At 71.2% G+C, this 18,492-nt stretch carries 19 protein-coding genes; 7 read left to right on the top strand and 12 right to left on the bottom strand.

The window, feature by feature from the left end; all coding sequences use genetic code 11:
* Window positions 1–55 precede the first annotated feature (55 nt).
* Complete coding sequence (locus MRBLWO14_RS08295) at window positions 56–2,209, top strand: peptidase C14 (protein ID WP_341935981.1); 2,154 nt, start codon at window positions 56–58, stop codon at window positions 2,207–2,209.
* A 112-nt stretch (window positions 2,210–2,321) separates the two neighbouring features.
* Here MRBLWO14_RS08295 and MRBLWO14_RS08290 read toward each other — a convergent pair whose 3' ends face one another.
* Both MRBLWO14_RS08290 and MRBLWO14_RS08285 read right to left on the bottom strand, forming a co-directional pair.
* Window positions 2,322–3,161, bottom strand: a complete 840-nt coding sequence (locus MRBLWO14_RS08290) for an SDR family NAD(P)-dependent oxidoreductase (protein ID WP_341935980.1) — start codon at window positions 3,159–3,161, stop codon at window positions 2,322–2,324.
* A gap of 5 nt (window positions 3,162–3,166) precedes the next feature.
* Window positions 3,167–3,814 carry a GntR family transcriptional regulator gene (locus MRBLWO14_RS08285; protein ID WP_341935979.1) on the bottom strand — a complete coding sequence of 216 codons (648 nt, stop codon included), beginning with the start codon at window positions 3,812–3,814 and terminating at the stop codon, window positions 3,167–3,169.
* 108 nt (window positions 3,815–3,922) lie between these two features.
* On the opposite strand from MRBLWO14_RS08285, the gene MRBLWO14_RS08280 reads away from it, so the two are divergent.
* The 4 genes from MRBLWO14_RS08280 (at window position 3,923) to MRBLWO14_RS08265 (ending at window position 8,183) form a co-directional block, all read left to right on the top strand.
* The gene (locus MRBLWO14_RS08280) at window positions 3,923–5,350 is read left to right on the top strand and encodes a hypothetical protein (RefSeq protein WP_341935978.1); all 1,428 of its coding nucleotides are present in this window, start codon (window positions 3,923–3,925) and stop codon (window positions 5,348–5,350) included.
* Window positions 5,351–5,539: 189 nt separating this feature from the next.
* Window positions 5,540–6,301: an SDR family oxidoreductase gene (locus tag MRBLWO14_RS08275; RefSeq protein WP_341935977.1), complete on the top strand. Its 762-nt coding sequence runs from the start codon at window positions 5,540–5,542 to the stop codon at window positions 6,299–6,301.
* On the top strand, window positions 6,298–7,383 hold the full coding sequence (locus MRBLWO14_RS08270; protein WP_341935976.1) for a mandelate racemase/muconate lactonizing enzyme family protein: 1,086 nt from the start codon (window positions 6,298–6,300) through the stop codon (window positions 7,381–7,383). The genes MRBLWO14_RS08275 and MRBLWO14_RS08270 overlap by 4 nt, the downstream gene beginning before the upstream one ends.
* The gene (locus MRBLWO14_RS08265; protein WP_341935975.1) at window positions 7,380–8,183 is read left to right on the top strand and encodes an SDR family oxidoreductase; all 804 of its coding nucleotides are present in this window, start codon (window positions 7,380–7,382) and stop codon (window positions 8,181–8,183) included. The genes MRBLWO14_RS08270 and MRBLWO14_RS08265 overlap by 4 nt, the downstream gene beginning before the upstream one ends.
* On the opposite strand, the gene MRBLWO14_RS08260 is transcribed toward MRBLWO14_RS08265, so the two are convergent.
* Complete coding sequence (locus MRBLWO14_RS08260; protein WP_341935974.1) at window positions 8,173–8,514, bottom strand: nuclear transport factor 2 family protein; 342 nt, start codon at window positions 8,512–8,514, stop codon at window positions 8,173–8,175. The two genes, MRBLWO14_RS08265 and MRBLWO14_RS08260, sit on opposite strands and share 11 nt — an antisense overlap.
* Window positions 8,507–9,256 (bottom strand): SDR family oxidoreductase, encoded by a 750-nt coding sequence (locus tag MRBLWO14_RS08255; RefSeq protein WP_341935973.1) that lies wholly within the window; start codon window positions 9,254–9,256, stop codon window positions 8,507–8,509. Before MRBLWO14_RS08255 ends, MRBLWO14_RS08260 begins: the two co-directional genes overlap by 8 nt.
* Before the next feature lie 78 nt (window positions 9,257–9,334).
* On the opposite strand from MRBLWO14_RS08255, the gene MRBLWO14_RS08250 reads away from it, so the two are divergent.
* Together MRBLWO14_RS08250 and MRBLWO14_RS08245 are read left to right on the top strand one after the other, a co-directional pair.
* Entirely contained in the window at window positions 9,335–10,312 is a 978-nt protein-coding gene (locus MRBLWO14_RS08250) for a C-terminal binding protein (RefSeq protein ID WP_341935972.1), read from the top strand.
* Between the two features lie 13 nt (window positions 10,313–10,325).
* On the top strand, window positions 10,326–11,180 hold the full coding sequence (locus MRBLWO14_RS08245) for a fumarylacetoacetate hydrolase family protein (RefSeq protein WP_341935971.1): 855 nt from the start codon (window positions 10,326–10,328) through the stop codon (window positions 11,178–11,180).
* Window positions 11,181–11,289: 109 nt separating this feature from the next.
* Here the strand turns inward: MRBLWO14_RS08245 and MRBLWO14_RS08240 are convergent, their stop codons facing one another.
* The 8 genes from MRBLWO14_RS08240 to MRBLWO14_RS08205 form a co-directional block, all read right to left on the bottom strand.
* Window positions 11,290–12,135, bottom strand: coding sequence for an SMP-30/gluconolactonase/LRE family protein (locus MRBLWO14_RS08240; RefSeq protein ID WP_341935970.1), 846 nt, complete (start codon window positions 12,133–12,135; stop codon window positions 11,290–11,292).
* Entirely contained in the window at window positions 12,132–12,968 is an 837-nt protein-coding gene (locus tag MRBLWO14_RS08235) for a hypothetical protein (RefSeq protein ID WP_341935969.1), read from the bottom strand. The genes MRBLWO14_RS08240 and MRBLWO14_RS08235 overlap by 4 nt, the downstream gene beginning before the upstream one ends.
* Window positions 12,969–13,031: 63 nt before the next feature.
* On the bottom strand, window positions 13,032–14,204 hold the full coding sequence (locus MRBLWO14_RS08230) for a hypothetical protein (RefSeq protein WP_341935968.1): 1,173 nt from the start codon (window positions 14,202–14,204) through the stop codon (window positions 13,032–13,034).
* A complete protein-coding gene (locus tag MRBLWO14_RS08225; RefSeq protein WP_341935967.1) occupies window positions 14,201–15,109 on the bottom strand; it encodes an ATP-binding cassette domain-containing protein in 909 nt (302 codons plus the stop codon). The genes MRBLWO14_RS08230 and MRBLWO14_RS08225 overlap by 4 nt, the downstream gene beginning before the upstream one ends.
* A complete protein-coding gene (locus MRBLWO14_RS08220) occupies window positions 15,106–15,927 on the bottom strand; it encodes a class I SAM-dependent methyltransferase (RefSeq protein ID WP_341935966.1) in 822 nt (273 codons plus the stop codon). Before MRBLWO14_RS08220 ends, MRBLWO14_RS08225 begins: the two co-directional genes overlap by 4 nt.
* Window positions 15,924–16,052, bottom strand: a complete 129-nt coding sequence (locus tag MRBLWO14_RS08215) for a hypothetical protein (protein WP_341935965.1) — start codon at window positions 16,050–16,052, stop codon at window positions 15,924–15,926. Before MRBLWO14_RS08215 ends, MRBLWO14_RS08220 begins: the two co-directional genes overlap by 4 nt.
* 5 nt (window positions 16,053–16,057) lie before the next feature.
* The gene (locus MRBLWO14_RS08210; protein ID WP_341935964.1) at window positions 16,058–16,630 is read right to left on the bottom strand and encodes a hypothetical protein; all 573 of its coding nucleotides are present in this window, start codon (window positions 16,628–16,630) and stop codon (window positions 16,058–16,060) included.
* Window positions 16,627–18,468 (bottom strand): alpha/beta fold hydrolase, encoded by a 1,842-nt coding sequence (locus MRBLWO14_RS08205; protein WP_341935963.1) that lies wholly within the window; start codon window positions 18,466–18,468, stop codon window positions 16,627–16,629. Before MRBLWO14_RS08205 ends, MRBLWO14_RS08210 begins: the two co-directional genes overlap by 4 nt.
* Window positions 18,469–18,492: the final 24 nt, after the last annotated feature.

Genomic DNA, 18,492 nt, shown 5'->3' with positions numbered 1-18,492 from the left:
ACCGGCCGGTCGCACGCCCGACAGCGGCGATGCCGCCGCACGAAGGGACGACAGCATGACGATCACGAACGAGGACAGGACCGAGACCGCCGCGTTCCGCAGCCGGCGGATGCTGCTCGCCGGCTTCGGGGCCGCAGCGCTGGGCGGGGTGGCGGCGGTCGCGAGCCACGCGCCCGCGCAGGCCGTTGGCCCGGTGGCTCCGCTGAGCGCCGCGACGTCGAAGGCCGTCGGCAACGCCGGGACCGCCGCCGACCTCGCCGGGCTCAAGGGCAAGGACGGTGACCTCGTGCGCACCTCCGGGTACGCGGCACCGGGCGACGGCGGGCACGGGCTCTACCGCTTCGTGAAGAAGGACGCGCCGGCCGTGAACGGGGGCACCGTGCTCGCCGCGAAGAAGGAGGGCGCGTGGCTGCTCGTGCACTCCGGCGTCGTGGAGTTCCGTCAGTTCGGGCTGTTCGACGCCTCCGCGCCCGCCGACGACGCCCTCGACGCGATGGTCGGAGACCTCTCGATCCACCGCATCGAGGCGCACACCGACCTGAACTTCGTGCGACGGCACCGCTTCACCCGCTCGAACCTGGCCTTCGACTTCGGCAACAACCTCATGACCACCGTCGGCATCGAGAACGCCCCCAAGGACGACCCGTTCGCCGCAGTCATGTTCTTCCGCGGCGAGGTGACGGATGCCGTGCAGGAGGCGAAGCTCGGAGAGAACGTGCCGGACCTGGCCGACGTCTTCCCGGTCGCCGACTCGTCGTTCTTCGCCGTGGGCAGCTGGTACGCCGCGGAGGTGAACGGCCTGGCCGGTCGGTGGGAGCGCGAGCTGCAGCGGCTCGTGCAGGTGACCCAGATCGTCGACGGCACCCACATCCGCGTCAACTACAAGAACGGCTGGCCGCTCGGCAAGGACCGCGCGATCACGTGGCGGCTCGTGAAACCCGTGCACGACGTGACGGTGTCGAACCTGCGCTTCCTGGGCGGCGGGGCCGACGAGTACACCGGCTCGCACCCGCTCGCCTTCGAGTACGCGGTGCGCTGCGACGTCGACCACATCGACGGGACCGCGACGTTCTGGCCGCTCATCCAGCGCCGCTGGAACACGTACTTCACCACCGAGAGCTGCAACCTCTCGAACCCGACGTCGGTCACATGGGGCGGCGCCGGGTACCTGACGCAGCAGATCTACTGCCTGTACGGCTACGTCGCGAACTGCCACACCTCGAACGCCCGGCACCTCAACGACTTCACCGCCAGCGCCTACTGCCTCGTCGAGAACTGCCACGGCGACGGCGACGATCAGGGACCGTTCGTGACGCACGGCCAGTACGAGCACGACCTCACCTACACCGGGAACTCGGGCCTCATGACGTTCGCGAACTCGGGCGCGGCCTGGGGCTCGGCGGCCAAGCGCATCACGGTGCGCAAGCACGTCTGCTCGTGGTTCGTCGCCAGGGTGCGCATCACCGATCTCACCCTGGAAGACGTGCAGGTGATCGGCAAGCCCTCGCTCTCCGGTTCCGGGATGCTGTGGATCAACGCCGACGGAGCGCAGCTGCGCGGCTGCACGGCATCCGACACCCTGATCATCACGCAGCAGTCGGATGCGTCGGCTCGGCCGAACGTGATCGCCGACTCGCACTTCACGTTCGTCGCCCCCGGCGAGCTCACGAGCGCGGCGGTCACCACACCCGTGACCTTCGTCGACACCGTGCTCAGCGGCGTCGGCGGCATGAAGATCACCGGGCCCGGAGCGGTCACCTTCCGCGGGTCGACGCTCACCGCGGCCGACGACGCGGCGCCGATCACCTCGGCATCCGAGCGCCTGCGCTTCGAGGGGTCCACGCTGCGAAACGCCCGCATCGCTGCCGCCCGCGGCGAGCGTCAGGCCGTCGAGATCGCCGGGTCGGACGTCCTGCTGAAGGGCGGCACCGGGGTGACGCGGACCGGCGCCGGGCCGCTGCACCTGACCCTGAGCGACAGCACCCTGCGCGCGGAGGGGTCGGCGACGCACGTCTCGCTGAAGACCGGGGCCACGCACTACCGCGCGGTCGGCAACCGCTTCGAGGGCGGCGCGCTCGAACTCGCCGACGGCGCCTTCGGAGCGGAATCGACCCTGCTGCACACCGGCAACGTCGAATCAGGCGTCACCCGCACGGCGTTCCCCGCCGAGGGCGACCGCGTCGTCGACACCGCGAACATCGCGGTCTGAGCATCCTGGTCACCCCGTGCTGTGCAGGAGATCTCGCGTAACGAAGGAGCAGATGCCCCATCCGCTCCTTCGTTATGAGAGATCTCCTTCGCAGCCGCGCGGGCGCGCGAGGTCAGGATGCCGGGATGCCGACGAGCTCGGCGCTCTTGTGCCACAGCGCCTCGGCGAGGGCTGGGTCGTCAACCTGCGGATTGACGCGGTTCGAGAGGGTGCGTTCGTCGTAGTAGGCGCCCGAGAACCAGGTCTCGTCGGGGGTGCCCTCGATGAACCAGCGCAGGATGCTGCCGCCCTCCTCGACGCCCGTGAGTATGAGCCGGCCGAGGAAGCTGCGGTAGACGAGGCGCATGAGGCTCGACGAGTCGGCCGCGAAGTTCGTGCGCACGGTGCCGGGGTGGAAGGCGACCGCGCTCAGCCCGTCGGCATGGAATCGCGTGTGCAGGCTCTTCGCGAAGAGGACGTTCGCGAGCTTGGCGTCGCCGTAGGCCTTGTTCGCGCTGAAGCGCCGCTCGTTGTCGAGGTCGTCGACGTCGAGGTCGCCGAACAGGCGGTGACCGACGCTCGACGTGTTGATGACGGCCCCTCGGCTGCGCAGCAGTCGGGGCAGGAGCAGGTTCGTCAGCAGGAACGGTGCGAGATGGTTGACCTGGATGGTCTTCTCGTGGCCGTCCACGGTGGGGGTGCGGTCGCCGAAGATGCCGCCGGCGTTGTTGGCGAGCACGTCGAGGCCGTCGTCGCCGAGGAGGTCGTCGATCCGACCGGCCAGCGCCCGCACGTCGTCGAGTCGCGCGAAGTCAGCGGTCAGCGCCTCGGCGCCGGTGTCGTCGGCCACCGCGCGGGTCTTCTCGGCCGATCGACCGACGAGCAGCAGCCGGTGTCCGGAATCCGCGAGCTGTCGCGCGGCGGCGGCGCCGATGCCGTCGGACGCTCCGGTGATCACGATGGTCTTCGTCATGGGGGTCATGCCTCCGCGTCGGTCGGGGTGATGCGCTGGGCCGCTCTGGTCACGTGCTCGGCGATCACGGCGCGAGCGGTCTCGGGGTCGCGGCCGGCGATCGCGTCCACGATCCGCTGGTGGCTGCGCACGTGCTCCTCCTGCTCGGCGGGGTCGAGAGCGGAGTTCGCCGCGTGCAGGAACCCGGCGACGCGGCCGCGCAGGTGCGAGGTGACCTCGTCGAGGAAGCGGTGGTCGGCGAGCTCCGACAGCGTCTCGTGGAACAGCCGGTCCTGCCGCAGCAGCTCGGCGATGTCGCCCTCGGGTACCGCCGCCATCGCCTCGACCACGGAGCCGAGGCGCACGGCCGCCTCCTCGTCCCACCGCTCCTGCACGCGGATGGCCATGAACTGCTCGAGCACGATCCGCAGGCTCGAGATCTCCTCGAGGTCACGGGCGGTGAGCGCGGCCACGCGGGCTCCGCGGCGCGGTTCGTGCACGACGAGGCGTTCCTGCGCGAGCCTCGTGAGCGCTTCGCGCACGGGGATGTGGCTCACGCCGAGCCGTTCCGCCAGCTTGCGCTCGACGAGTCTCTCGCCGGGAGCGAGTTCCCCGGAATGGATCGCGGAGCGCAGTTCATCGGCGACCTGTTCGGCGATGTTCTGGTCAGACACGCTGCGCACTCGTATGCCCTCCTCGATGCGCGACGCCGTCAGCGGATGCCGGGGCGCTCCGCTCGATGCTATGGCATTCCCTCCCCCTGCACACCCGAAGGAGTCCGCATGACCACCGCCCCGCTCGCGATCGGCGACAGCATCCGCGTCCCGCGCACGTCGGCGCTCGTCGGCGTGGCCAGGCGCGATGTGACGCCGCCGGTCGGCATCCGCGCGAAGAACTGGGGTCCCGCCGACTGGGAGCGGGCGGAGGGCGCTCATCGGCCCTTCGAACTGACCGCGCTCGCGGTGACCGGTGGCGACGGGCGCGCGCGTGTGCTGCTCGCGGTCGACGGCACATGGTGGCGACGGGTGGCCGACGAGATCGGGGTGCGAGGGGCCATCCTCGACGGGCTCGGCCTCGACGCTGATCAGCTCATGCTGTCGCTCTCGCACACGCACGCCGGCGCGGTGCTGTGCGCGGCCGACGCGCACCTCGAGGGCGGCGAGCTCATTCCCGGATACCTCGAGACCCTCGCAGAGCAGGGCATCGCGGCCGGTCGCGAAGCACTCGACTCCGCCCGACCCGGCCTCATCGAGTGGACGACCGGGCGCTGCGACCTCGCCGCCGATCGCGAGCTCGACCTCGACGGCCGGGCCCTCGTCGGCTGGAACCCGGGAGTCGCCGCCGACGACACCGTGACGATCGGACGGGTGAGCGTCGGCGGGGCGGTGCGCGCGACGATCGTGAACTACGCGTGCCACCCCACCACGCTCGCGTGGCAGAACCGCGAGGTGTCCCCCGACTACGTCGGCGCCATGCGCGAGATCGTCGAGACGGCGACCGGAGCGCCGTGCCTGTTCGTGCAGGGAGCGTCGGGCGAGCTCGCGCCGCGCGAGCAGTACACCGGCGATGTCGCCGTGGCCGACCGGCACGGACGATCGCTCGGACACGCGGTGCTCTCGGCCCTCGACGGCCTGCCGCTGCCCGGAGACGAGCTGACCCTCGGCGGGGTCGTCGAGTCCGGCGCACCGCTCGCGATCTGGGAGGGACGCCCGGGGGACGGAGGGGAGGATGCCGCGGGCTCGACGACGACGGTCGACCTGCCGCTCCGCGACCTGCCCACGCTCGATCAGCTCTCCGAGGAGTGGAAGGACATCGATCCGCGCTCGCGCGACGAGCGGCTCGGCCGCGCCCGCAATCTGCGCGAGGGGTACATCGACGGGCCCACCGTCGCGCATCCCGTATGGGCCTGGCGGTGGGGGCACGCGGTGATCGTCGGCCACCCCGGCGAGGCGTACTCGCGGCTGCAGACGACGCTGCGCGCCCGGTTCCCCGGCATCCCGATCGTGGTGATGAACCTCACGAACGGCCCGGGCTTCGTGTACCTGCCGACACGAGAGGCCTACGAGCGCGGCGGGTATCAGGCCTGGCAGACGCCCCTCGCCGCGGGCAGCCTCGAGCTTCTCGAGGAGCATGCCTGCGAGGTCGTCGCTGCCCTCCTCGCTCCCGCCTCCCCCGTGCTCCCGCCTCCCCCTCGCTCCCGCCTCCCCTAGTGCGCCGAAACCCACCACCCCTAGTGCGCCGAAACCCACCACCCCCGTTGAGACCCACCACGAACGACGTATCGGGCGATGGGTCTCGACGCGCGTGATGGGTCTCGACGAAGAATCCGCGCCATCCACGACATCCGCGACATCCACATCATCCGCGCGACCCGCATCCGCCCCGACCAGAGGAGAGAAATGACAGACCATGCCCCCGTCGCCATCGTCACGGGAGGATCCGCCGGCATCGGCTGGGAGATCGGGCGCCGCCTCGTCGCAGACGGCTATCGCGTCGTCGCCGCCGACCGGGTGCCGGGCCTCACGGCATCCGATGCGGGCGCCGGCGTGCTGTGGCGCGAGCTCGACGTCACCGACCACGATGAGACCGACCGGGTCTTCGGGGCCATCGAGGCGGAGCTGGGGCCGATCGAGGTGCTGGTGAACAATGCCGGCATCCAGCGCCATCGCGCGATCGAAGACCTCTCGTGGGACGAGTGGTCGGCCGTGGTCGACGTGAACCTGCACGGCGTGTTCTCGGCGCTGCAGGCAGCCGGACGACGGATGCTGTCGCGCGGCGCCGGCCGGATCGTGAACATCTCGTCGATCTCGTCGCGAGGCTCCGCCGGTCGTGCGCCGTACGCGACGACGAAGGCCGCGGTGATCGGTCTCACCTCGACCGCGGGGGCGGAGTGGGCGGCCCGCGGGGTGCGCGTGAACGCGGTCGCACCGGGTTATGTCGACACGGGCGTCTTCCGCCAGGGTGTCGAGCAGGGCACGCTGAGCCTCGACACGATCCTGTCGCGCATCCCGGCGGGTCGTCTCGCGGAGGCGAGTGAGATCGCGGATGCCGTGAGCTTCCTCGTGTCGGATCAGTCGCGCTACATGAACGGCCAGACGCTCTACGTCGACGGCGGGTTCCTGGTCGACTACGGCGTGCCGCTCGCGAAGAGGCCCGAATGACGGCGGTCGCACGGGTCGACACCGCGACGGCGGTGCTGCCGCTTCCTGCTCCGCTGCACCTCGGTGCCATGACGGTGACCCGTCGCGAGTACAGCGCCGTGCGCGTGACCGACGACGACGGCACGACCGGGGTCGCGTACTGCCTGTCGCGGGAGGCGCCGATGGCCGAGATCGTCGACCGCCTGGTCGCTCCGCACGCGATCGGGGCGGATGCCGACGACCCGTCGGCCGCGTGGGATCGGATGCTGCGGGGCAGCGCGATCGTCGGACGCGTGGGCCTCGTGCGGCGCGCGATCGGCCTCGTCGACATCGCCCTGTGGGACATCGCCGCTCGCCGGGCGGGAGTGCCGCTGTGGCAGCTCCTCGGGACCGGCGACGCCCCTCGTCGCGCGATGCTCGTCGCGGCGTACCCGTCGCCGGAGCGCACTCCTCGCGACGTCGCCGACGAGGTTCTGCGCCAGGCGGCGGGATGGGCGCAGGTCAAGGTGTCGCGCATTCCCGATCCGGCATACATGCGCGAGCTGTTCGTGATCCTCGGTGCGGAGCTGCCGCGGGAGACGGGCCTCGTGGTCGATGTGGGCTTCGGATGGCGCGACGCCGATGAGGCCCTCTCCGAGATCGCGCAGTGGGGAGCGCCCGACCTCGCCTGGCTCGAGGATCCGATCCTGCCCGAGGATGCAGCGGGATGCGCACGGATCCGCGCCGAGAGCGGGCTGCCGCTGTCGGTCGGCGACGAGGTCACCGACCCCGCCGTGCTGCGTGCGCTCGTCGAGCAGGGCGGGGTCGATGTGCTGCGCCTCGACGTTGTCGCGATCGGCGGCATCACTCCCGCGCGCGAGATCGTGTCGTGGGCGGCGGAGCGCAGCATCCGGGTGTCCGGGCACGTGTACCCGGAGGTCACCGCCCACCTCGGGATCGAGGTGGAGACGTTCGCGCGCGGAGTGAATCCGTACGACCCCGCGCCGAGCTTCGTGACGGGCGGGCCGACGTTCGCGGGCGACGTCCGTCCCGCCGGCGGTCCGGGACTCGGCTTCGACCTCGACCCGGCCGTCTTCGCCTTCGACCGAGAGGAGCGACCATGACATCCGCCCCGAGGAGCGCTGTCGTGACCGGCAGCGGCAAGGGCATCGGCCGGGCGATCGCCGAACGGCTGACCGCCGACGGGTGGACGGTGGTGGGGCTCGAGCGGTCCGCCGGGTCGGGCACCATCGAGCAGGGGATCGTCGCCGAGGTCGTGGTGGGGGATGCTGCGGACCGCAGCGCCCACGAGCGTGCCGCCGATGCCGCCCTCGCCTACGCGCCCCTGCGCGGCTGGGTCAACAACGCGGGCATCACCAAGCGCACACCCCTGCACGAGCTCGACGAGACGGTGGTGCGCGAGATCCTCGACATCAACGGCCTCGGGTACGTCTGGGGGTGCTCGGCGGCGGTGTCGTCGTTCCTCGACCAGGGCGTCGCGGGTGCGATCGTCAACGTCGGGTCGATCCACGGCCGCTCCAGCTTCGTCGACCACGCGGCGTACGAGTTCACGAAGGGTGGCATCGACGCGCTCAGCCGCAGTGTGGCCGTGACATATGGCGGACTCGGCATACGCGCGAACACGGTCGCGCCGGGTGGCGTGCGCACGCCGCACCTCGAGGCGCAGATCGCGGCATCCTCCGACCCGGTGGCTGCAGAGCGCGCGCTCGCGGAGGGGCCGCCCATGGGCCGGATCGCCCGAGCCGAGGAGGTCGCGGCTGTCGCGGCGTTCCTGCTCTCCGATGAGGCGCCGTATCTGTCGGGGCAGTCGATCGCCGTGGACGGCGCGTGGACGGCATCCTTCGGCGAGGTCGTCGTCGACCCGGCGCTCCGCGCCCGCTTCGACGGCCGGCTCAGGCCTTGAGCATCGAGGCGCGCGCGATGAGACCGTCGACCACGTCGAAGGTCGCGATGGTCTCGGTGGCGACGCCCGCGTTCACCACCTGCTCCTGGGCCACGACCCACCGTGATCCGAACAGCACGGTGTTCTCGATCACGCACGACAGCTCGGGGTTCTGCAGCCGGGGTTCGTAGAACGCGCGGATCGCCGCCGCCCCGATGATCGGCTCCGGCGCGACGCCGGTGATCACGGCATCCGCCGCGTAGGTCGCGACGAACGCGTCGAGATCGTGCGCGTTGAACGCGTCGAGCTGTGCCTGCACGGTGAGCGCGGCCGAGCGGATGCTGTCAGTCAATGCGCACTCCTCCGTTGACGTCGTACGTGGCGCCGGTGATGAAGCCCGCCCGCTCGGAGGCGAGGGAGGCGATGATCCACGCGACGTCGGCCGGCTGTCCGAAGGCGCCGAGGGGGATGGATGCCGCGAGCCGGTCGCGTCCGTCGCCCTGCAGTCGATCGGTGATGGCGCTCGCGACGGGGCCGGGGCTGACGGCGTTCACCCGGATGCCCTCGGGGGCGAGATGGCGCGCGAAGCTGCGGGTGAGTGCGAGGATCGCTCCCTTGCTCGCGGAGTAGTGGAGTCCGGTTTGCAGCGCGCCGACCTGGCCGGCGATCGACGACAGGTTGACGACGGAGCGGTCGCCGTCGGCGGCGCGCAGCAGGGGGAGCGCGCCGCGGGTGAGGAAGAACATGCCGCGCACGTTCGTCTCGAGCACGAAGTCCCACTCCTCGATGTCGATGTCGTCGTACGGGGTGTAGGGGCAGACGCCGCCGTTGTTGATCAGCACGTGCAGCGATCCCCACTCGGCGGTGATCTCCGCGAGCAGTGCGTCGATCGACGCCTGATCGCGCAGGTCGAGCCGTGAGACGCGCACGTCGGGAGAGCCGGCGGCGCGGCACTCGTCGGCGACGCGGGCGGCTTCGGCCTCGCGCCCGGTGTAGGTGATCCAGAGGGCGTACCCCTCGGTGGCGAGTTCGCGGGCGGCTGCGGTTCCGATGCCCGAGCTCGCGCCGGTGATGAGCGCTCGTCGCTGTGTCATACCTGAACGCTATAGCAAATGTGTGATCACCCGAAACAACCTGGCGGTGGGGATGCTAGATGCTATAGCATCCTATCCATGGCCGAGCCCCTCATCATCGTGACCGACTGCGACCTGCCGGGGTCCGTCATCGAAGACACCCTTCGCGCCGCCGGTCTACGTGCCGAGCGGGCCGCCTCCGACACGGTCGACGACCTCCTCGCAGCCGGCGCCGCCGACGCGGCAGGACTCGTCGTGCAGTGGATGCCGATCACCGCGGACGTCCTCGACCGCCTGCCGAATCTCCGGATCATCAGCCGCGTCGGCATCGGCTACGACATGATCGACGTGGACGCCGCCGGCGAGCGCGGGATCGCGGTCGCCAACACCCCGAGCTACTGCATCGAAGAGGTCGCCGCGCACACCGTCGCCATGATCATGGCTCAGGCGCGCGGCCTCCTCGCGTACGACCGCGCGGTGCGCGCCGGCACGTGGAAGGCCGTCGACGCGCGTCCTCTCGCCGTGCGCCCCTCGCGCACCACCGTCTCGGTGCTCGGTTTCGGGCGCATCGGACGCGTCGTCGCGAGCGGATGCCGTGCGCTCGGGTTCCGTGTTCTCGTCGCCGATCCGTTCGCCGCCGCCGACTCCGTGCGGGCGGCCGGTTGCGAGCCGGTCGCGATCGACGAGGCGATCGCCGCCGCCGACATCCTCACCCTGCACGTGCCGCTCACCGATGAGACCCGGCACCTGATCGACGCCGACGCCTTGGCGACGATGAAGCGGGGAGCGGTCGTGGTGAACACGTGCCGCGGGCCGCTGGTGGATGAGGGGGCGCTCGCCGCATCCCTCCGATCCGGGCACCTCGGCGGTGCGGCGCTGGATGTCTTCGACGGCGAACCGCTCGCGGCGGACTCCCCGCTGCGCGATCTCGACGACGTCCTGCTCACCCCGCACGCCGCGTGGTTCTCACCGGAGGCGCTCGACGACCTGCCCGTGCACGCGGCGGACAACGTCATCCGCTTCCTCGCCGGCGAGTCCGTCCCGCTCATCACTCCTGCCCCCGCCCACGCCGGCTGATCGCGAGGCGACCATGGAACTGCTGCGTCTCGGATCGCTCGGCTCGGAGAAGCCCTTCGTGCGACACGACGGTGCCGTCTACGATCTGTCCTCGCTCACGCCCGACATCGACGGGGCGTTCCTCGCGGATGGCGGCATCACCGGCGTCCGGGCGGCACTTGCCGCAGGCGCGCTGCCGGCGGCCGACATCAGCGGTCTGCGCATCGGCGCGCCGGTCGCGCGCCCCGGAGCCGTGATCTGCATCGGCATGAACTACGCCGCGCACGCCGCCGAATCGGGGTCGCTCCCTCCCGAGCATCCGGTGGTCTTCTTCAAGCATCCGAACACCGTCGTCGGGCCCGACGACGTGGTGCTGCTGCCGCCGGACGCCGAGAAGGTCGACTGGGAGGTGGAGCTCGCCGTCGTGATCGGTCGCACGGCGCGCTACCTCCCCTCGGCCGAGGCGGCGCGCGACGTGATCGCCGGGTACGCGGTGTCGAACGACGTGTCCGAGCGCGCCTTCCAGATCGAGGTGTCGGGCGGCCAGTGGTCGAAGGGCAAGTGCGCCGAGACCTTCAATCCGCTCGGGCCTGCGCTGGTGCCTGCCGACGAGGTCGACCCGCAGGCACTGCGCCTCCGGTCGTCGGTGAACGGCGCTGCCCGACAGGACTCGTCGACAGCCGACATGGTGTTCCCGGTGCTCGAGCTCGTCCGCGACCTCAGCCAGTACATGGTGCTGGAGCCCGGCGACGTGGTGAACACCGGAACACCGGAGGGTGTGGCGCTGTCGGGGCGGTTCCCGTATCTCGCGGAGGGCGACGAGATGGTGATCGAGATCGAGGGACTCGGTCGCCAGCGGCAGCGGGTGGAGCGCGCCCGGGTGCGCTGATCCCGCGGACCCGGCGCCTTGCGCCCGCGACACGGTTCATCCGGCTGAGTGCAGCCGTGTCGCGGGCGGAGGGCGTCGGGACCCCCGCCACCGCCCGACGGTGCCCGGTTCAGCCGGCGAAGGGGACGACCGGCAGACCGCGCACGCCGGGGCGCACCGCGAACAGCGATCCGGCTTCGGTGCCGTGGTCGCGGTCGAGTCCCTGCGCCGACGTGGTGATGAACAGCGTGCCGAGGTCGTCGCCGCCGAACGCGCACGCGCTGACCTGCGGGACCGGCAGCGGGATGCGGGCGATCAGCGCGCCCTCGGGCGAGTACCCGTGCACGGCCCAGCCGTTCCACAGTGCGACCCACACCGAGCCGTCCGCCGCGACGGTGAGGCCGTCCGGCATCCCCTGGTCGTCCGGGATGCCGACGAAGCGGCGTCGTCCGGTCAGCTCGCCGTCGATCACATCGAACACGTCGACGCCGCCGGTCGTCGTATCGACGTAATAGGCCAGGTCGCCGTCGGGGGCGAAGCCGATCCCGTTCGAGACCTCGACGCCCGAGAGCACCTCGCGCTGCTCGAGCTCGGCGGTGAGGCGGATGACGCGGCCGACCGCTCCGGCGTCGTCTGTCGCCATCGACCCGGCGAGCAGGCGCCCCTGGGGGTCGACCGTGCCGTCGTTGAACCGGGCGCTGCCCAGGTCGAATCGGAGCGCCGGGGCGGCGGGGCCGTCGGCCGAGTCGGACAGGTGCAGCGTGCGGGTGCCGAACGCCGCGAAGCCACCGCTCGCGCGCGGACGCACGAAGGCCGCGTAGTCGTCGTCGAGGTGCAGGCGATGGATGCCGTCGTCCCGCAGCGTCACGAGGTCGGCGGCCTCGCCGTCGACCCACCTCACACCGCCCCACGACGGCGACCACACGGGGGCCTCGGCGTGCACGCACACGGGACCGGTGAGGTTCTCGGGCGTCATGAGGCGTCGTCGCGGCGCAGCGGCATCCGCTCCGGCTCGGGCGTCCCTTCGGGTGGCGCCGATGCTTCCGGGGTCTGCGGAGCCGCGGCCGCGGCCGCGGCCGGCTGCGCGGGGAGCTCTCTCGCGACCTGCTTCTCGAGCACCTGCACGGCCTCGTCGCTGAGCAGGATCAGACCGTCGAGCTCGTCGCGCACCCTCTTGTAGGCGATGTTCCGCTCGGCCTGCGTCGCCGACTCGTCGACCGCGACCTTGAGCAGCTGCTGCGCACGGTCGAGGCGCTTGCGCTCCGGCTCGGTGAACGTCGAGTCGCGCAGCCGTCTGGCATCCTTCTCGGCCACCTCGAACGCCACGGCGTACGCGCCGACCGCATCGAGGTACTCCGACACCTGCTGCTCGGTCACCGAGGCGTCGGCGGATGCCGGTCGCAGTGCGTCAGCCGTCCGCTTCGCCCGCAGGAACGCGGCGACGAGAGGCTGGCGGCCGTCGCTCATCGCGGGGAAGGCGATGAGTTTCGCGACGTCGAGCTCGTAGTCGAGCCATCGCGCGGTGATCTCGTCATGCTCGGAGAAGAGCCGCTCGAGAAGGGTGTTCGATGCGACCGGTGGCGCCGTGGTGTCGACGACCGACGGTCCGATCCGCTTTGCGCCGCGGGCTTCGAGCTGGGCCGCCTTCAGCTCGGCTTTGACCCGCAGCGTCTCCAGACGTCGCTCATGCCGGCGCTTCGCGCTGCGCTCCCAGGCCTTCGCGGCGCCGCCGGCCATGCCCATGACGGGGAAGATGAGCCACCAGTAGTTGCCGGCGAAGGCCCAGAAACCGCGGATGAACTCGTCCATGATGCCCTCAGCCTACTTCCGGTCGCGTTCCGGAGTACCGCGGATTCCCGCTGAGGCACGTGTTCAGCCGGGAGCCTGTCGCCGCCGGGTCGTCGCGCGGGCGCTCGGCCGCCGCATCCCGTCCGTGCGGAAGATCGCACGCCATGTCGCCCGTCCGGAATCGGTGGTCGTCGCCGCCCGCCAGGCGCGCAGGGCGAGGATGAACAGCGACAGGACCGCGCCGACGATCGCGCCGACGGCGATCACTGCGTCGACTCCCGTCGCTGCGCCTTCCGCCAGACGCACGGGGAGCAGCACCACCGAGACGGGAGGGATGACACTGGCGACTGCGATCCATGTCGCGCTCGGATCGAGCAGCGCGACGATGAGGACGCCGAACGCACCGAACCCGACCAGCTGGATCACGATGCCGAGCGCGGCGGTGCCCCCGCCGCGGAAAAGCAGCACCAGCACCATGGATGCGGTGACGAGCAAAGCGATGCCAGCGGCGGTCCACAGGGCGAGTGGCGCCGCGAGCACGAGGACGCGCGTGGCCGTGTCCGACTCGCCGGCGACGACGAGCGTGAGGGCTGCGACGGCGGCGAGGACGAGCATCTGCACGACGCCCGCGGTGACCGCGGCGAGGGCACGACCGCCCAGCAGGCCCACCGCCGAGGAACGGGCGAGCACACCGTCGAACAGGCCCAGGGTGAGGTCGCGGCCGAGGGCGCCGAAGGTCCAGGCGGCGCGGCCCGTGAGGATCGAGAACGTCAGGAGAGTCGCCACGAGCGTGATGATGCGCGAGAGCACGGCCTCCCCGTCGTCGACGGCGAACGCATGCGATATCGACGGCGGAGGGGTTCCGGCCGAGACGGCGAGCACGGCCGTCGACACCGCCTCACCGACGAGCAGCGCGGAAGCGGCCTGAGACGCCTTGGCCGTGGTCACAGTGACCTCACCGTCGTCCACCGCGACGAAGAACCCGTCGCCGAGGTCGTCCGGTGCCGTCTCCGCCGCCGTGACCGTCCAGGACGGCTGCAACCCTTCGACGGCGGCGACGACGTCGTCCGGTGCCGAGACATGCACAGTCGGCGCGGAGGGCCCGCCCGAGCCGACGATTTTCGGGGCGATCACGACGAGTACGACGACCACGAGCATCAGGGCGAAGAGCGTGAGCTGGGCGGCGGTCAGGAGCTGTCGGCGCAGATCCCGGAAGAACACCGTCGCGAACGCGCGGCGCGGGCTCGCGCCGCTCATCGGTCCGCCTCCAGGATGTCGCGGAGCGAGGGCTGCACGACCTCGACCGAAGCAAGGGGCCCGGCGGCGGCCGCAGCGGCCACCAGGTCGCCGTCGATGTCGTGGCCGGCGGGGAGGGCCACCTCGACGATCAGGGCTCCGGCGCGCCGCCGGGGGCGCCCTCCGCTGCGTGCGACGAAGGCCTGCACATCGGCGGTGGACAGTCCCTCATGACGGAACATGAGTCGCAGGACGCGCGCGGTGGCGCTCAGGACGTCACTGAGTTCGCCTTCAACCACGGCCCGACCGTCGGAGATCACGGCGACGCGCTCGGAGATCGCTGCGACGACCTCCAGCTGATGGCTAGACACGAGGATCCCCACCCCGTCGGACGCCAGGCTCCGGACGAGGTCCGACACCTGACGCAGCCCCTCGACGTCCAGGCCGGAGAAAGGCTCGTCGAGGAGCAGGAAATCGGGGGATCCGAGCACGGCGAGCGCGAGCTGCGCCCGCTGTCGGTTGCCCAGGCTGAGCGCGCCGAAGGCGCGGTCGGCGATCTCCGCGACGCCGATCCGTTCGAGGATCTCCTCGACGTGCGAGCGCGTGCGGCGCGACGGTATGCCGATCAGGGTCGCGAAGTAGTGGAGCTGCGTGCGCAGCGGTTCGTCGGGATACAGCCCGCGCTCCTCGGGCATGTGCCCGATGCGACCGCGGTCCCCGGTGTCCAGCGCGCGCCCGGAGAGCAGCACGTCACCGCGGTCGGGGGTGCGCAGGCCTCCGAGCAGCCGCATCGCGGTGGACTTTCCTGCGCCGTTCGCGCCGACGAATGCGGTGACCCGCCCCGCGGGGACCTGCAGCGAATAGTCCGCGAGCGCACGAGTCGACCCGTAGCTCTTCTCGACGGCGACGAGTTCGAGGGTCGTCAAGCGGCGGCCCGCGCGGCAGCTCGACGGAGCGTCACGGCGTACATCGGCGTGGAGGCTTCGACGTACTCGGCTCCCGCGAGCGACGCGGTCAGGGCGACGACCTCGAGCCCCGCTGCCGCTGCCAGGTCCGCGAGCGTGTGCGGAGGCGTGAGCAGACTCGTCTCGAGCACGGTGGTGCTCTCCTCCCCGTCGACCCACACCTGCCGCATCCGCCAGATCCCGTCATCGACCGAGGAGAAGCAGACGAGCCCGGTCTCGTGACGCGGATAGGGGATGAACATCGCCGTGGGGTCGACGCCGATCACCTCGCGGACGAAGGACGGCGAGTGCGTCTCGACCACGGCCACGCCGTCGCGCGCGAGCATCGCGGCGATGTTGCGGAGGGTGGCGCCCTGGCTCTCGCGGTCGGGGAGCATCGAGAAGGACGCGCAGACGCACAGAACGAGATCCGCCGACCCCGCTTCCACGACGTCGAGCACCGCGTCGCTGCTGAAATCCGCTTCGGCGAGCCGGAGATCGAGGTCCGGGTACCGCGTGCTCGACCGGGCGAGGAGCTCGGGCGACCCGTCGATCCCGATGAGCCGGAGCCCCGCCTCGTCTTGCAGGGCGCGTCCGAGCGCACCGAGCACGCGCCCCGTGCCGATCCCGAGCTCGACGATCGTCCGTACGACATCCGACGGCGGCACGAGATTCCGCAGCGCGATGATCTCGGGCGAGGACGCTTCCAGCTCGCCGTAGATGTCGTCGTAGATCGTCGCGATCGCCGTACCGTACTCCTCCGAGACCGCTTTCGCGCGGCCGGGTGCGAGGACCGTCATCTCTCGCCGTCCGCCCCGAAGAGGCGCTTGAGGTAGTCACGGGTCGCCGGGGTCCGCCACACCGCCCAGGCTGCGGCGACGAGACAGGCGCCTCCGCCGACGATGAGAATGATGAGAGATGTCATGGGATCTACTCCTTCGCTCTGGACGGAACGGCCTCGCGCATCGCGGTGCCGGGGTGGGACTCGAAGGCGGGCGACAGCAGCACGACCTCGGGAGTCACGGACTCGTCGGATCCCGCATGCTTGATGATCGCGAACTGATGCGCAGGAACGGGCCGGAGTTCTCCGACGCGCCGTCGCACCGTGGCCGCGACCACGAGGTACGACGAGGAGAGGACGAGCTCGGTCGGATCAGCCGTCGCCGCGAGTTGCGCGAGTTCGGACGCGTGGTCGAACACGCCCTTGTCGGCTCGTCGTCCGGGGAACCACACGAGGTGCGCGAGACGCCGGGGCATGGGTGGGGAGGTGCGCTGCCAGTCCTGCCACGTGCCGTCCTCGCCGCGGATACGGTGGAAGACTTCGTGGTCGTCGATGGCGGGGATCGGCGCGAAGAACTTCCAGTTCGGGATGAGTCCGAAGAAGTCCTTCCGGCGGATGCGGTCGAACGAGTTCCCCGGCATCTGCGAGAAGGCGGTGACGGCGAGGCCGGTGCCGAACAGGCCCAGTCCGAGCAGACGCGCGGCGTCGCGGACGATGCTCATGCCGCTGCCTCCACGCGTCGCACGAACCCGATCAGGTGGTCGGCGACCTCTCCGGCCGTGAGCGGGTCCGTCAGCAGGGTGTCGTGCGTGCCGGCGACGACCACCGGTTCGCCCTGGTCGCTGCCGAACGTGACGGCGAGGTCGCGCTGGAAACGTGCGGCGTCGGCATCCGTCATCGTCCGAGAGGCGGAGAGCACGAGTCCTTCGACGCCCGAGATGCGGCTCGGCGCGGGCGGATGCGGGATGTCGAGCTCCTCTTCGACGGCGCGGAGCTCGCGTCGACCGGCCCGCCACATGCGCCCGTCGCGATACTGCAGCTCCGCGTTCGCGCGGAACGGCGGCGGCAGGTGGGTGACCCAGGTCGGCCGATCCAGGAGTGCGCCGAAACCGGCGCGCACGAGCGCGCCCATCTGCCCCTGGGCGTCGCGCACGAGCCGCAGTCCGTCGCGTTGCGTCGTCGACTGGGAGAACTGCTCGGGGTGGGTGGCGTCGACGAACACGAGTCCCGCGATGCGCTCGGCTGACAGGCGCTCCGCGGCGCGTCGGATGATCTCCCCGCCGTAGGAGTGCCCGGCGAGCACCACCCTCTGGTCGGGGGCGGCAAGGTTCTCGATCAGGTCTACCAGATCGTCGACGGCGTCGTCGATGCGGAACGCATCCCCCGGCGCCTCGCGCGAGGCCCCGTAGCCTGCACGGTCGTAGGTGATGAAGTCGATGTCGTCGGCGCGGTCGAGGTGCGCGGTGATCCACCCGAAGTGGTCCTGCGTCGAGAACAGCGCGTTGACGAGGAACACCATCGTGGTGTTGCCGCGCTGCTTGCCTCCGTAGGCGATCTCGCTGCCTCGACCGGTGCGGAGCCGCGAGAGATAGGCCGGTCCGTCGAGGACGCGGAGCCTCCGCCGCGTGGCGGTGACTGCGGTGGCCGCGAGTCCGACGGCGACGGCCGCGCCCGCCACGGCGGGGAGGATATCGGATCGGCCGCGTTCGCGCGTCGTCCGGTCGCTCGTGTAGGCGATGGCCGGATGAAACGATGCGAACCCCCAGATGAAGCGGCCGAGCCCCATGACGACCCCGTTCGCGACATGGAATCCCATCGCGACGGCCGTGTAGGCGGCGTTCACGAGGGGACCGGCGATGTACACGACGGGGTACGAGGACTCGAAGAGCAGCATCGCCCGGGTCGCGGCCTTCTCGAGCCCCGGGCGCGACTGGAAGAACCGCCACACACCCTCGTGCCCGTAGGTGTGCGTGCGCATGACGCCGGATACCGCTGTACCCTCGCGCCAGGGACGGCCGAGCAGTTTGATCCAGCCGGAGACGGCGTACGAGAGCACTCCTTGCATCGAGAGGTACCAGAGCCCGGCGTCGATCGAGCGGGCGTCGCCGCCCAGGCGTGCGATCGTGGCAGCGGTGTGCACCTGCAGAGCGGCCTGGTCGGACCCGTCGCCGCCGTACCGGGATCGGGCCTGGTTGATCATGCCGAGGACGCTGAGCCCGGCGTTGGCGCCGAGGCGGAGGCCGTCGAAGACCTTCCCCCGGCCGGGCACCAGCACGGCCACGCCGAGCGCGCACCGGACGGCGTGGAAGACGCGGTCGGCCCTCGGCCCGTCGAGTCGATCGAGGACCCGAGCGATCACCGGGGCGTCGGCGGTGAAGCCGCGGCGGAGCACCGTCCAGTCGTTGAGCTCTCCGGACGCGGTGTCGCGTCGTGTCGACAGCGCCTCGAGGCTCGCCAGGGTCGCGGTCACGGCGGCGAACGACTCACTCGCCCGCAGCGCACGCTCGCGCGACCCCGACGCGCGTCGGAGAGCGGTGCGCACCCGGGTGAGCAGGGTCATGACGCTGTTCCTCTCCTCGTGAAG

The organism is Microbacterium sp. LWO14-1.2 (assembly GCF_038397715.1).
GTDB lineage: Bacteria > Actinomycetota > Actinomycetes > Actinomycetales > Microbacteriaceae > Microbacterium.
This window is presented reverse-complemented; position numbering and strand designations above follow the sequence as displayed.

What these genes read in the sequence shown, in the direction of transcription:
- MRBLWO14_RS08295 (WP_341935981.1), top strand. Translation starts at nt 56, where the DNA reads ATGACGATCACGAACGAGGACAGGACCGAGACCGCCGCGTTCCGCAGC.
- MRBLWO14_RS08290 (WP_341935980.1), bottom strand. Translation starts at nt 3,161, where the DNA reads ATGACGAAGACCATCGTGATCACCGGAGCGTCCGACGGCATCGGCGCC.
- MRBLWO14_RS08280 (WP_341935978.1), top strand. Translation starts at nt 3,923, where the DNA reads ATGACCACCGCCCCGCTCGCGATCGGCGACAGCATCCGCGTCCCGCGC.
- MRBLWO14_RS08275 (WP_341935977.1), top strand. Translation starts at nt 5,540, where the DNA reads ATGACAGACCATGCCCCCGTCGCCATCGTCACGGGAGGATCCGCCGGC.
- MRBLWO14_RS08270 (WP_341935976.1), top strand. Translation starts at nt 6,298, where the DNA reads ATGACGGCGGTCGCACGGGTCGACACCGCGACGGCGGTGCTGCCGCTT.
- MRBLWO14_RS08265 (WP_341935975.1), top strand. Translation starts at nt 7,380, where the DNA reads ATGACATCCGCCCCGAGGAGCGCTGTCGTGACCGGCAGCGGCAAGGGC.
- MRBLWO14_RS08255 (WP_341935973.1), bottom strand. Translation starts at nt 9,256, where the DNA reads ATGACACAGCGACGAGCGCTCATCACCGGCGCGAGCTCGGGCATCGGA.
- MRBLWO14_RS08250 (WP_341935972.1), top strand. Translation starts at nt 9,335, where the DNA reads ATGGCCGAGCCCCTCATCATCGTGACCGACTGCGACCTGCCGGGGTCC.
- MRBLWO14_RS08245 (WP_341935971.1), top strand. Translation starts at nt 10,326, where the DNA reads ATGGAACTGCTGCGTCTCGGATCGCTCGGCTCGGAGAAGCCCTTCGTG.
- MRBLWO14_RS08240 (WP_341935970.1), bottom strand. Translation starts at nt 12,135, where the DNA reads ATGACGCCCGAGAACCTCACCGGTCCCGTGTGCGTGCACGCCGAGGCC.
- MRBLWO14_RS08235 (WP_341935969.1), bottom strand. Translation starts at nt 12,968, where the DNA reads ATGGACGAGTTCATCCGCGGTTTCTGGGCCTTCGCCGGCAACTACTGG.
- MRBLWO14_RS08230 (WP_341935968.1), bottom strand. Translation starts at nt 14,204, where the DNA reads ATGAGCGGCGCGAGCCCGCGCCGCGCGTTCGCGACGGTGTTCTTCCGG.
- MRBLWO14_RS08220 (WP_341935966.1), bottom strand. Translation starts at nt 15,927, where the DNA reads ATGACGGTCCTCGCACCCGGCCGCGCGAAAGCGGTCTCGGAGGAGTAC.
- MRBLWO14_RS08215 (WP_341935965.1), bottom strand. Translation starts at nt 16,052, where the DNA reads ATGACATCTCTCATCATTCTCATCGTCGGCGGAGGCGCCTGTCTCGTC.
- MRBLWO14_RS08210 (WP_341935964.1), bottom strand. Translation starts at nt 16,630, where the DNA reads ATGAGCATCGTCCGCGACGCCGCGCGTCTGCTCGGACTGGGCCTGTTC.
- MRBLWO14_RS08205 (WP_341935963.1), bottom strand. Translation starts at nt 18,468, where the DNA reads ATGACCCTGCTCACCCGGGTGCGCACCGCTCTCCGACGCGCGTCGGGG.